Annotated in this window: 12 protein-coding genes; all 12 read left to right on the forward strand. The window is 44.0% G+C overall.

All coding sequences use genetic code 11. The features are described from left to right. Positions 1-37: 37 nt before the first annotated feature. Positions 38-1312 (forward strand): histidine--tRNA ligase, encoded by a 1275-nt coding sequence (hisS, locus tag H8S88_RS09125; RefSeq protein ID WP_125336256.1) that lies wholly within the window; start codon positions 38-40, stop codon positions 1310-1312. A gap of 563 nt (positions 1313-1875) precedes the next feature. Then, positions 1876-3657 (forward strand): heme transporter CcmD, encoded by a 1782-nt coding sequence (locus H8S88_RS09130; RefSeq protein ID WP_048690591.1) that lies wholly within the window; start codon positions 1876-1878, stop codon positions 3655-3657. Positions 3658-3782: 125 nt separating this feature from the next. Continuing rightward, complete coding sequence (gene nrdD / locus H8S88_RS09135; protein WP_048690589.1) at positions 3783-5993, forward strand: anaerobic ribonucleoside-triphosphate reductase; 2211 nt, start codon at positions 3783-3785, stop codon at positions 5991-5993. A gap of 12 nt (positions 5994-6005) precedes the next feature. Further along, complete coding sequence (locus H8S88_RS09140) at positions 6006-6146, forward strand: hypothetical protein (protein ID WP_125330069.1); 141 nt, start codon at positions 6006-6008, stop codon at positions 6144-6146. 43 nt (positions 6147-6189) lie between these two features. Further along, positions 6190-6690 (forward strand): GNAT family N-acetyltransferase, encoded by a 501-nt coding sequence (locus H8S88_RS09145; protein WP_048690585.1) that lies wholly within the window; start codon positions 6190-6192, stop codon positions 6688-6690. 9 nt (positions 6691-6699) lie between these two features. Further along, complete coding sequence (locus H8S88_RS09150) at positions 6700-7218, forward strand: GNAT family N-acetyltransferase (protein WP_048690583.1); 519 nt, start codon at positions 6700-6702, stop codon at positions 7216-7218. After that, a complete protein-coding gene (nrdG, locus tag H8S88_RS09155; protein WP_048690582.1) occupies positions 7215-7805 on the forward strand; it encodes an anaerobic ribonucleoside-triphosphate reductase activating protein in 591 nt (196 codons plus the stop codon). The genes H8S88_RS09150 and nrdG overlap by 4 nt, the downstream gene beginning before the upstream one ends. Positions 7806-8000: 195 nt before the next feature. Beyond that, positions 8001-9485: a threonine synthase gene (gene thrC, locus H8S88_RS09160; protein WP_048789425.1), complete on the forward strand. Its 1485-nt coding sequence runs from the start codon at positions 8001-8003 to the stop codon at positions 9483-9485. Between the two features lie 122 nt (positions 9486-9607). Then, positions 9608-10891, forward strand: a complete 1284-nt coding sequence (locus tag H8S88_RS09165) for an MATE family efflux transporter (protein WP_048690577.1) — start codon at positions 9608-9610, stop codon at positions 10889-10891. 5 nt (positions 10892-10896) lie between these two features. After that, positions 10897-11520 (forward strand): HAD-IA family hydrolase, encoded by a 624-nt coding sequence (locus tag H8S88_RS09170; protein WP_125336258.1) that lies wholly within the window; start codon positions 10897-10899, stop codon positions 11518-11520. 348 nt (positions 11521-11868) lie between these two features. Further along, positions 11869-12294 (forward strand): MarR family winged helix-turn-helix transcriptional regulator, encoded by a 426-nt coding sequence (locus H8S88_RS09175; protein WP_048789421.1) that lies wholly within the window; start codon positions 11869-11871, stop codon positions 12292-12294. Positions 12295-12306: 12 nt separating this feature from the next. Then, positions 12307-12669, forward strand: coding sequence for a DUF1304 domain-containing protein (locus tag H8S88_RS09180; RefSeq protein WP_048789420.1), 363 nt, complete (start codon positions 12307-12309; stop codon positions 12667-12669). The last annotated feature ends 35 nt before the right edge of the window (positions 12670-12704 follow it).

The following is a 12704-nucleotide window of genomic DNA, read 5'->3' on the forward strand; positions in this document are numbered from 1 at the left end:
GAATAAATAGTACAAAGCAAGCAAAGGAGTGGTGTCTATGAAATTACAAAAACCAAAAGGAACCCAAGATATCCTGCCACAGGAATCCGCTAAGTGGCAATATGTAGAAGGATTTGCTCGCGAAACCTTTAAAAAATACAATTACGCAGAGATCCGCACACCGATTTTTGAGCATTACGAGGTCATTAGTCGTTCGGTAGGGGATACAACGGATATCGTGACCAAGGAGATGTACGACTTCTATGATAAGGGAGACCGTCACATCACGTTGCGTCCGGAAGGGACAGCACCAGTGGTCCGCTCCTATGTTGAAAATAAACTCTTTGCACCAGAAGTTCAAAAGCCAAGCAAGGTTTATTATATCGGTCCTATGTTCCGCTATGAGCGTCCTCAGGCTGGCCGTTTGCGTCAATTCCACCAGATTGGTGTAGAGTGTTTTGGATCTAGCAATCCTGCAACAGACGTTGAGACGATTGCCATGGCTGACCAATTCTTCAAAGAAATTGGCATTGAAAATGTCGTCCTTCACTTGAATACCCTAGGTAGCACAGCCAGTCGGGCAGCTTATCGCCAAGCTTTGATCGACTATCTCCTTCCAATGAAGGACCAACTTTCAAAAGATAGTCAACGTCGTCTAGAGGAAAATCCGCTCCGCGTCTTGGACTCAAAAGAAAAAGAAGACAAGCAAGCGGTTGAGAATGCTCCATCTATCCTAGACTACTTGGACGAAGAAAGCCAGGCACACTTTGATGCCGTACGGGCTATGCTAGACGGTCTCGGAATTGACTATGTCATCGATACCAATATGGTACGTGGCCTAGACTACTACAACCACACTATTTTTGAGTTCGTGACAGAAGTAGATGGGAATGAGTTGACCGTTTGTGCGGGTGGTCGTTACGATGGCTTGGTAGAATATTTTGGTGGACCAGCAACGCCAGGTTTCGGTTTTGGGATGGGACTCGAGCGTCTCTTGTTGATCCTCGATAAACAGGGAGTTGAGCTTCCTGTTGAGACGTCATTGGATGTCTACATTGCTGTGTTGGGCTCAGAAGCAGAAGTAGCCGCTTTGGAATTGGTTCAGGCCCTTCGTCGTCAAGGCTTTGTCGCAGAACGTGATTACCTAGGCCGTAAGTTGAAGGCTCAGTTCAAGTCAGCTGACGTCTTTGGGGCCAAAACTATCATTGCTTTAGGTGGTAGTGAGGTTGAAAGTGGGCAAATCACTGTCAAAAACAACCAGACTCGCCAGGAAGTGACCACGTCCATCGAAGAAGTAAAAAATGATTTTCAAACTATTTTGAATCAACTATAAAAAGAAAAGACGGATGCCGAGAAGGTATTGGTCTCAGATTGAAGGAAAAATTCTTAGAAACTTTCCTTAGGTGAGTACGGACGTCAGCGAACTTCGTAGAAGTTCGCTGACTTATTAAGATACAAAGGGCGTCTGCGGATAAAGTCAAAATAGGAAGTTTGACGCAGAATCTTTAGATTCTAGGAGAACTTATCTTTTTGACACAATCCGCAGCCTGTGTTCAATTCGTTTTGAACCCCCTCGCTCTTTAATTTCCGGGCTCAGGCTAAAACAGTTTCCCAAACTGTTTTACTCCCAAAACTCCCGAGTACTTGAAAAAATGGTGTTTCAAGCATTTTTCTCACAGCGGAAAGTTTCAGAGATTCTTAAATGACTCAAAGTAATAGAAGTCAATTTTTTGAAAAATTATCTAGCTATTTTAAGTAAAAAATAGTCTGTCTTTTTTGTCTGTCCTCTATTTTCTCCTTGTGGAGAAAGCTGACAGTTGGGTCCATTTTTGATATACTAGTAGGGTATGCATGTGCTCTCAAGCACTTGCAAGTCTAGTAAAGGAAAAACAAAGTATGAGTGAGAAAGAAAAAGAATCGCATAAACTTGGCTTAAGTGTCGGGTCCAGTTTTCAAAATACTCAAGAGCTACGAAAGGTATTGGAACAATCGATTAGTCGGGAAGAAGAAGTTTTGACAGCTAGTCAACCGGTGGAATCAGAGCAGAACCAGGAAGAGAGCCAGGTTGCTGGAGAAGCGATGGAAACAGAAGCTTCGGCCGGAACTCTAAGTCGCCTATCACGATCTGGTCATCGTCGCAAAGAGAAGGTTGAAGCGAGATCGAAAGACCAAGAGGATGTAGAAGAGTCGTTAGAAGACCAAGAAGATGAAAAGTCGTTGGGGCGCTACGCCACTAAGCGACCAGTTCCCTTGTCACTACCAATTGCTTTTAGTGTCCTACTTGGGCTGGTTCATGTAGCCCTTCCTTTTATCAACTTACTGGCGACCAATCAACAAACCCAGGACTTATATGCCGGTTGGGCAATGTCTCAAGGTCAAGTTCCCTATGGTCATTTCTTTGGGGTCAATGGTTTGCTCTACTACGGAATCAGCGCTTTAGGAAGTTTGGTAGGAGGTCAAGTTCTCCTGGTGGTCTTCCAGATTTTAGCCTACTTTTTTGCTGGGACGAGCCTGTATCGGATGGTCAGAAGCTTAGTTGCAAGTGAAAAAATTGCAGGACAAGTTCAGCTACTCTTCTACCTTCTTGCTGGAGTGCTTGGATTTGGCGGCAATTACGCTGTCTTTTACGCCCTGCCCTTCCTATTTGGCTCTATGAATTTCATTCTCGCTTATCTAGAGGGTGAGAAAACAGATGAATCCTTTGTCGCTTATGGCGCAGGAGCCTGTTTGGCCTTTATGATGGTGCCATGGCTGAGTGTGATTTTTTATCTGCTTGCTTTTCTTGGATTGACAGCCTATCATGTGAAGCAAAAGAAATTTGCCCACGGCTTCTATCAATTCCTTGCTGCCCTCTTGGGTTTCTCTCTTGTCTTTTATCCCTTAGGCTACATCACCGTGTGGAACGGCTCTTTTGGATATGCGATTCATCAGACCTTGTATAGTCTTCGCTCCCTCCAGTTTGATGCGGGGCACCTATTTGCCAACTTAGTTTATTACTGTTTATTGCTGTTAACGCTTGGTTTTGCTTCAGCTTTCGTCATGTCCTTCCGAAAAGTATCGACAAGTGGTCAACGTTTGATCCGGTTTATGAGTTGGTTTGGTCTTCCGCTAGTTGTTGCAATTGTGGTTGGTACACCAGAGCAAGGGGCCTATCAGTTCCTTAGCTTGTTACCTTTTGGTCTTCCCTTATTCGCTCTTTGGTTTGCCGGGGATGAGTCCACTTATCAGCGCCGGAAGATGAAGAATAATTCTATCTGGGAGCTTTATTTCTCCAGTCAAGCCTTCCTACCGATCTTAGCAATAGGTTATTTAGTTGGGTATCCAGTTGTGAATCAATTGGTTCTCCAAAACAACCTAGCGAGTGAACGAAGTACGATTGCCCACTATATCAAGAGTCATAGTGATTCCAAGGATACCATATATGCTTGGGATCAGACGGCCCATCTCTATCAGGAAAGTGGTCGCTTGGCCGCTTCAGCCCTTCTAACTCCGACAGCCTATCTGGGGCCGAAGGAAAACCGAACTAATCTGACGAATCAGATTAAGCAAGACAAGCCGAAGTTTATTGTGGTCAATAAGGACCTAGATGTAACGTCTGCTATGCAAAAGGTTTTAACCCAAAGTTATGAAAAAGTGAACCAGCAGGGTTCGCATTACACCTTGTACCAATATAAATAGACTATCAATATCTTGTGGTTTGAAAATGAAATGACATTTTTTGACACAAGATATTGATTTTTTATTTTTGAGTGATATAATATGGAGTGAATTCTATTTGTATAAAAAAGAAAGTGGGCGAGCTTATGATAACGTTACGAGAAGAGCATATCCAAAGTCTCCCCCAACTCTTTGTAGAAAAGAGAGATGGGCGGAAGGTCAAGTTTGATGTCGATAAAATTTACCGTGCTTTGGTCAAAGCGACAGAAGAAGTGACCGGTCTCACTCCGGCCTTGGAAGCGAAATTAGAAACCGTAACAGACCGGATTGTGGCTGAAATTTTGGAACGCTTCCCTCGTGGCGTAAAAATTTACGAGATTCAAAATGTCGTTGAGCATGAGTTGTTGCAAGCCAATGAATATGCGATTGCCGAGAGCTATATTACCTATCGCACGCAGCGTGATTTTGAGCGCTCAAAGGCAACGGATATCAACTTTACCATCGGCAAGCTCCTCAACAAGGACCAAGCTGTCGTTAATGAAAATGCCAATAAGGACAGCGATGTTTTTAATACCCAGCGCGATTTGACAGCAGGAATTGTCGGCAAGTCTATTGGTCTTAAAATGTTGCCCAAACACGTAGCCAATGCCCACCAAAAAGGGGATATCCACTACCATGATTTGGACTATAGCCCTTACACTCCGATGACCAACTGTTGTTTGATCGATTTTGAAGGCATGCTGCGCAATGGTTTTAAGATTGGGAATGCAGAAGTAGAAAGTCCCAAGTCCATCCAAACTGCAACGGCACAGATCTCGCAAATCATTGCCAATGTAGCCTCTAGCCAGTATGGCGGTTGCTCAGCTGACCGGATCGACGAAGTCTTGGCTCCTTATGCAGAAAAGAATTATCAGAAGCACTTGAAAGATGCAGAGGAGTGGGTTCTCCCTGAAAAACGCGAGGACTATGCTTGGAGCAAGACTCAAAAAGATATCTATGATGCCATGCAATCCTTGGAGTACGAGATCAATACCCTCTTTACCTCAAATGGGCAAACGCCCTTTACTTCGCTGGGCTTTGGGCTTGGAACCAATCGCTTCGAACGGGAAATTCAAAAGGCCATTCTGGAAATTCGAATCAAAGGACTTGGTTCAGAACACCGGACCGCTATTTTCCCTAAGTTGATTTTTAGTTTAAAAAGAGGCCTCAACTTAGAACCAGGTAGTCCCAACTACGACATCAAGCAGTTGGCCTTGGAATGTGCGACCAAACGCATGTATCCAGACGTTTTGTCTTATGACAAAATTGTTGAGTTGACGGGCTCCTTCAAGGTGCCCATGGGATGTCGTTCTTTCCTTCAAGGTTGGAAGGATGAAAATGGTGTGGAAGTCAATTCTGGTCGGATGAACCTAGGGGTTGTGACAGTCAATCTCCCTCGGATTGCCTTGGAGTCAGAAGGGAATAAAGAAAAGTTCTGGGAAATTTTTAATGAGCGGATGAACATCGCGGAAGATGCTTTGATCTATCGGGTAGAGCGGACCAAGGAAGCGACTCCAGCCAATGCCCCAATTCTCTACCAATATGGCGCTTTTGGGAAGCGTTTGGGTAAATATGCCCAGGTAGACCAGCTCTTCCGTCATCGCAGAGCAACCATTTCACTCGGCTATATTGGATTGTATGAAGTAGCGACTGTCTTTTATGGTCCAAATTGGGAAGAAAATCCAGAAGCCAAACAATTTACAATCGAAATCATTAAGGATATGAAGAAACGGGTCGAAGAATGGTCCGACCAATATGACTACCACTTCTCAATCTATTCGACGCCATCAGAAAGTTTGACAGACCGCTTCTGTCGCCTGGATACGGAGAAATTTGGGAAGGTTCCGGATATCACAGACAAGGAATACTACACCAATAGTTTCCACTACGATGTCCGCAAGAACCCAACCCCATTTGAGAAGCTGGATTTTGAAAAAGTCTATCCAGAAGCTGGGGCGACTGGTGGTTTCATCCACTATTGTGAATACCCTGTGCTCCAACAAAATCCAAAAGCGCTTGAAGCAGTTTGGGATTATGCTTATGACAGGGTTGGTTATCTCGGAACCAATACCCCAATTGACCGTTGCTATAAGTGTGACTTTGAAGGAGACTTCACGCCAACCGAGCGGGGCTTCACCTGTCCTAATTGTGGCAATAGCGATCCGAAAACAGTTGATGTGGTTAAACGGACCTGTGGCTATCTTGGAAACCCACAAGCTCGCCCCATGGTCAATGGTCGTCATAAGGAAATCGCTGCGCGTGTTAAACACATGAATGGTTCTACTATCAAATCAGCTGGACACCAAGTGACAGATTAGAAAAGGAAGATTATGGGAAAATATCAATTAGACGATAAGGGCAAGGCTCAGGTACAACGATTCCACGAAAAGCACTCGACAGGCGGAATCAATAAAAAAGACCGAGTAGCCAGCCTAAGAGAGCAATTTTTAAAAAAGACTAAGAAAAAATAAAAGTGAGAGTTCGCTCTCGCTTTTCTCGTATGGGGAGGTAAAGATGGAATTACGCAGACCGACTCTAGCAGATAAAGAAACTGTATTAGACATGATGGCAGAGTTTGAAGCGAATCAATCAGCTCACGATGGCGGATTTTGGGATGCTGAGAACTTTGACTACGAAGAGTGGTTGGAGACAAATATGCAAAAAGAAATGGGAATAAATTTGCCTGAAAATCGTGTTCCATCAATTCAGTACGTATTGTTTGATAAATCAGGCCATGCTTTAGGTTTTTTGAATCTACGGCTGAGACTAAATGAGGGGTTGCTGAATTATGCTGGTCATATCGGCTATAGTATCCGTCCCTCTGCGCGTGGGCAAGGATTGGCAAAAGAGCAGCTGCGGCAAGGCTTGCAAGTAGCCAAAAGTAAAAATATCAAACGTGCTTTAGTGACTTGTGATAGTGACAATGCTGCCAGTCGAGCAGTGATTCTGACTAATGGCGGAGCTTTAGAGGATGTTCGAGGCGGGAAAGAGCGCTATTGGATTGATTTAGATTGAGGAAAGTTTATGAAGTTACAACGACCAACTTTAGAAGATAAAGACGCGATTTTAGAGATGATTACTGAGTTCGATGCTGCAAAATCCTATATGCACGGTGGCATGGGCTCCACTTGGAAGCGAGCAAAGGATTTTGCGGATTGGTTGCGAATTGTAGAGCAGCAGGAGGATACTGAGAATCTGCCAGAATGCTGGGTTCCTACCATTCAATTTTTATCCTTTGATGAGACTGGCTACCCTCTGGGCTTTTTAGCCCTGCGCTTGTCCTTGAATGACAAATTATTTGTAGAGGGTGGTCACATTGGCTATTCCATCCGGCCCAGTCAACGCAGAAAGGGCTTGGCTAAGTTGCAGCTAGAGCTAGGACTAGCAGAGGCTCGAAAACAAGGACTAGAACGAGTGCTGATTACCTGTGATGAAGACAACGAAGCTAGCCGTCGCACGATTCTATCTGCTGGCGGTGTTTACGAAAATACAATCGACAGAAGTCAGCGCTACTGGATAGAGTTAGATGGGGAGGTGTCATGAACAATCCCAAACCTCAAGAATGGAAAAGTGAAGAACTGAGTCAAGGGCGCATCATCGACTATAAGGCTTTTAACTTTGTGGATGGCGAAGGAGTACGCAACTCCCTCTATGTAGCAGGTTGCATGTTTCACTGTGAGGGCTGTTACAATGTAGCCACCTGGTCTTTCAACGCAGGCATTCCCTACACCAAAGAGTTGGAAGAGCAGATCATGGCCGATCTGGCCCAACCCTATGTTCAGGGCTTGACCTTGCTTGGGGGGGAACCCTTTCTCAACACTGGCATCCTGCTGCCCTTGGTCAAGCGGGTGAAAAGAGAATTGCCCGACAAAGATATCTGGTCTTGGACCGGCTACACCTGGGAAGAAATGATGCTGGAGACGCCGGACAAATTGGAGCTACTTTCGCTGATTGATATTCTGGTGGATGGTCGCTATGATAAGAGCAAGCGCAACCTGATGTTGCAGTTTCGTGGCTCTTCCAACCAGCGGATCATTGATGTTCAAAAATCCCTCAAAGAAGGAAAAGTCGTCATCTGGGACAAGCTCAATGATGGCAAGGACTCCTATGAACAAGTGAAAAGAGAGTAGCCAGAGTCGGAGGGCAGATAAATTGATGAAGAGAGGTTTTTCGTTGATTTTCAGTTTGCAAGCAGTGGGCTCTTTTTTCAGACAATTTCATTCTCACTGACAAAATTCACAAGAATTCATGGTATAATGGAATAGATTGTACGAAAGTTAGAGGAGTCTAATTCGTATCTTAAGGAACAGAATGAGGAAATGTACATGACATTAGTTTATCAATCAACGCGTGATGCGAAAAATACCGTAACAGCCAGCCAGGCGATTTTGCAAGGTTTAGCAACAGATGGAGGCTTATTTACTCCAGTGAGTTATCCAAAGGTGGACTTGGATTTTGACACATTAAAAGATGCTTCTTATCAAGAGGTAGCTAAACTTGTCTTGTCAGCCTTCTTGGATGACTTTACAGCTGAAGAGTTGGACTACTGTATCACCAATGCCTATGACAGCAAGTTTGATACACCAGCTATTGCCCCTCTTGTCAAACTTGATGGTCAATACAACTTGGAATTGTTCCACGGTTCAACCATCGCATTTAAAGACATGGCCTTGTCGATCTTGCCTTACTTCATGACGACAGCTGCTAAGAAACACGGCTTGGAAAACAAAATTGTTATCTTGACAGCGACATCTGGTGACACTGGGAAAGCTGCTATGGCAGGGTTCGCGGATGTTCCAGGTACTGAAATTATCGTCTTTTATCCAAAAGACGGTGTCAGCAAGGTGCAAGAGTTGCAAATGACCACTCAAACGGGCGAAAATACCCATGTCATCGCCATTGATGGAAACTTTGACGATGCTCAGACAAATGTGAAGCATATGTTCAATGATGTGGCCCTCCGTGAAAAATTGGCAGCCAACAAGCTCCAGTTCTCATCAGCTAACTCTATGAATATTGGTCGTTTGGTCCCACAGATTGTTTATTATGTTTATGCCTACGCTCAACTTATTAAAACTGGCGAGATTAATACTGGTGACAAGGTTAACTTCACTGTACCGACAGGAAACTTCGGAAATATCTTGGCGGCATTTTATGCTAAGCAAATCGGCCTACCAGTCGGTAAGTTGATTTGTGCTTCAAATGACAACAATGTCTTGACAGACTTCTTTAAGACTCGTGTCTATGACAAGAAGCGTGAGTTTAAGGTAACCACTAGCCCATCTATGGATATCTTAGTGTCTTCAAACTTGGAGCGTCTCATTTTCCATCTTTTGGGAAATGATGCGGTTAAGACAGCTGAACTCATGACTGCCTTGAATACGCAAGGTCAGTATGAATTGACAGATTTTGATGAAGAAATCCTTGACCTTTTTGCAGCCGAGTATGCGACAGAAGCAGAAACAGCAGCAGAAATCAAGCGTGTTTATGAGTCAGATGCTTATATTGAGGACCCTCATACAGCAGTTGCTTCAGCAGTTTATAAAAAATACCAAGCAGCGACAGGCGATGCGGCCAAGACCGTAATTGCATCAACAGCTAGTCCTTACAAATTCCCAGTGGTTGCGGTGGAAGCTGTAACAGGGAAATCAGGTTTGAGCGACTTTGAAGCCTTGGCTCAATTACATGAAATCTCAGGTGTAGCCTTGCCACCAGCAGTGGATGGTCTCGAAACTGCTCCAGTTCGTCACAAGACAACTGTTGCAGCAACAGATATGCAGGCTGCAGTTGAAGCCTATTTGGGATTGTAAGTGGGAGTCCCAAAATTAGAAAGCAGAAGTCTCTAGGACTTGACTGAATAAATCTCACAATAGTTCTACAAGCAGAACTCAGTTAGGCAACTAGCTGAGTTTCTTTTCATCAGGAGGAAAGTGTGTCACGTCAACAACAAGTAGATCGACAAATTTTAAGAATTGCCCTTCCAGCCATCGGAGAAAACTTTCTCCAAATGCTCATGGGGATGGTAGATAGCTACTTGGTTGCTCAGTTGGGTTTAGTAGCTGTATCGGGTGTATCCGTTGCAGGCAATATCATTACGATTTACCAAGCTATTTTTATCGCTCTTGGAGCAGCGGTCGTGAGTCTCTTGTCCAAAAGTATGGGACAAAAAGATCAGAAAGCCATAGCTCGTCAGGCGACTGAATCTATTAAAGTCACGGTTTTATTAAGTTGTATCTTGGGGGTCTTATCCCTCTGCTTTGGCAAGGAATTGATTGCCCTCTTGGGGGTTGAAGCAGCGGTTGCAGAAGCCGGAGGAATTTATTTATCCCTTGTCGGAGGAAGTATTTTGCTTTTAGGTCTGATGACTACCTTGGGAGCCCTAGTCCGTGTGGCCCATAACCCGCGACTACCCATGTATGTCAGTTTGTTGACCAATGTTTTGAATGCTCTATTATCGAGCATCTTGATCTTTGTTTTTGGGCTGGGCATCGCCGGGGCTGCCTTAGGAACGGTTCTCTCTCGCTTATTAGGGGCTTTCTTGCTCTGGCGTCAGGTTCAACTTCCCTTTGCTCCTTTTCGTTGGGGCTTGGATCGAGACTTGCTCTCCCTTGCTTTGCCTGCTGCTGGTGAGCGCCTCATGATGCGAGCAGGGGATATTGTCATCATTGCTATGGTGGCCGTTTTTGGTACTAGAGCGGTAGCTGGGAATGCTATTGGGGAAGTCTTGACCCAGTTCAACTATATGCCGGTCTTTGGGATTGCGACAGCGACGGTCATGTTGGTCGCCAAAAGTTTGGGGCAGAATGATTTACAAGGGATTAAGCAAATCACCAGTCGTAGTTTCTGGCTCTCTTTTCTCTCCATGCTTCCTCTCGCCCTTACCATCTTCTTGTTTGGAAGTCCTTTGACAGCCCTTTACACCAAGGATTCAGGAGCCCTTGCGGCCTCCTTATCCGTCATTTTGTTCTCCTTACTTGGAACGCCTCTGACAGCTGGAACCGTCATCTATACGGCTGTTTGGCAAGGTTTGGGCAATGCCCGCCTTCCCTTTTATGCGACTACTATTGGTATGTGGGTGATTCGGATTGGCTCTGGATATCTGATGGGAGTCATCTTTGGTTGGGGCTTGCCAGGTATTTGGGCAGGTACCCTCTTGGACAATGGTTTTCGCTGGTTTTTCTTAAAAACACTCTATCATCGGAAATGGAAGGAATAAAATGTATGACACGAGCTTTTATTTGGGATTTGGATGGAACTCTTTTGGATTCTTATGAAGCTATTTTAGATGGGATTGCTGAGACCTATGCCCATTACTCTTTGGACTTTGATCGAGAAGCGGTCCATGCCTTTATCCTTCAACAATCTGTCCAGGTACTTCTTGAAGAAGTGGCTAGAGAACATGGTTTGGATGCGGAGGAGATGAATAGTTATCGTGCTTCTAGCTTGCGTGAGAAAAACGCCCAAGTGCATCTGATGCCAGGAGCTAGAGACATTCTAGCTTGGGCTAAAGAGGAAGGGATTGTCCAATTCGTCTATACCCACAAGGGGAAGAATGCTTATCCAATTCTGGAAGATCTAGGGATCTTATCCTATTTTCAAGAGATTGTCACAACGGACAATGGCTTTAGGAGAAAACCAGATCCAGAAGGAGTCGATTATCTAGTGGATAAGTATCAACTGGATCGGAGTGAGACCTATTATATTGGAGATCGAACTCTGGATGTTGATTTGGCAGACAATGCAGGAATCGGGAGTATTAATTTTTTGGATTACAAGCCGGATGTCAATCATGCGATTCGTCATTTGGATGACATTCGCCTCTATTTTGAAGAAGAAAAAAGTTAACTTATTTAACAAAGCTAGGCTTCTTTGTTGCTGGAATGGCGCTATGAAAAGAATCCGTAAACAATTTGTTTTGGAAATGAAATAATTCCTTAAGAAATCTTTAAGATAAATCCGATATAATAAAACCATAAACAAAGACCTCCTAACTTTGTTTATGAAATCCTAAAACTTTTCTTTTTCATAATAATCTCCCTAAAAGGCCACCAAATCCGGTGGTCTTTTACTTTGCTTTTCTTAGGAGGAAATTATTTCGTTTGAGGTAAGCAAATTTATTGCTTCGATTTTTTAAAATGATATACTTGATAAATCAATTATTGATAAGTCAATAAAAAAGATCGGAGAGAAGGAATGTCAGAAATGCATGACTTGCTTTATCAGTTGAAGCTAGCTGATCAGTCTTCAACCCAATTATTTGAAAAACAATTGGGCATTAGTCTGACTCGTTATCAGATGCTTCAGTTGTTAGTAGCAGAAGCGCCGTGTAGCCAAGCGGCCCTTCAGGAGAAACTAGCAATTGACCCTGCAGCCTTAACCCGCCACTTCAAAGTCTTAGAAGCTAGTGGCTATGTTACTCGTACTCGCAATCCAGAAAATCAACGGGAGATTGTGGTGGAACTTACGGAGTTTGCCAGAGATCGGTTGTTGGTCCACCCCCCAGCACATCATCTACAGGTAAAAGGCCAGATGGATCAGATTCTTTCTGAAAAAGAGCGGAATCAGTTGAGTCACTTACTCGAAAAGTTGGTGTCTGGCCTCGAGCAAATTACATTTTAAAAGGAGAATAATATGTCTATCTTAACCATTGTTTTAGCAAGTCTTGCTGCTTTTGAGCATTTCTATATTTTTTACCTTGAGAGTTTAGCAACCCACTCGGCATCGACTGGTCGTGTCTTTAATATGGATCAGGAAGAATTGCATCGTCCATCTGTGACGGCTCTCTTCAAAAACCAAGGCATTTATAATGCTCTGATTGGTGTCTTCCTCCTCTACGGCCTCTTTGTAGCTAGAAATAGTGAAATTGTCACGATCTTTCTGCTCTTTATTATTGGTGCAGCAGCTTATGGGGCTGTAACTTCTAATAAAAAAATCATCTTGACCCAAGGTGGTCCAGCAATAGTCGCTTTAGCCAGCCTTCTTCTGCTTGGATAAGGATCAACTCTTCCAGATTGGGAAGAGTTTTTCTT

The organism is Streptococcus sp. GS001, assembly GCF_021595565.1.
Classification (GTDB): domain Bacteria; phylum Bacillota; class Bacilli; order Lactobacillales; family Streptococcaceae; genus Streptococcus; species Streptococcus xiaochunlingii.